This window comes from Prevotella sp. HMSC073D09 (assembly GCF_001814145.1).
Classification (GTDB): Bacteria; Bacteroidota; Bacteroidia; order Bacteroidales; family Bacteroidaceae; genus Prevotella; species Prevotella conceptionensis.
This window is the reverse complement of the sequence record NZ_KV815042.1, coordinates 1-244: the sequence shown is the minus strand read 5'-3', so window position 1 is coordinate 244 and position 244 is coordinate 1. Positions and strand designations below refer to the sequence as shown.

Sequence of the window (244 nt, the reverse complement as noted above, 5' to 3'; positions counted from 1 at the left end):
GAAAATCTTGCAAACGCTTGGACACATGGTTTCTGTTATTTGTCCTTGTCCCCCTTTCCCTTTCTATTTCTTTCGTGCCCGTTACCGTATGTGCATACTTCTTTACCCGTAAAGATTGATTGTCTTTACCCGTTTTCTGTTCTTTGGCATCCGAAACAGGAGATTCCTTTATTTCTTGCTTATTGCTGATATGCGAAGTTCTCCTGTTGTCGTTACAAGAAACAAACAACAGAAACGTACTTAA

1 protein-coding gene is annotated in these 244 nt (G+C 39.8%); it reads right to left on the bottom strand.

Going from position 1 to position 244, the window contains the following annotated elements; translation table 11 throughout:
- Positions 1–244: hypothetical protein (locus tag HMPREF2955_RS16445; RefSeq protein WP_210401261.1), on the bottom strand; the 244-nt coding region annotated here is incomplete at both ends.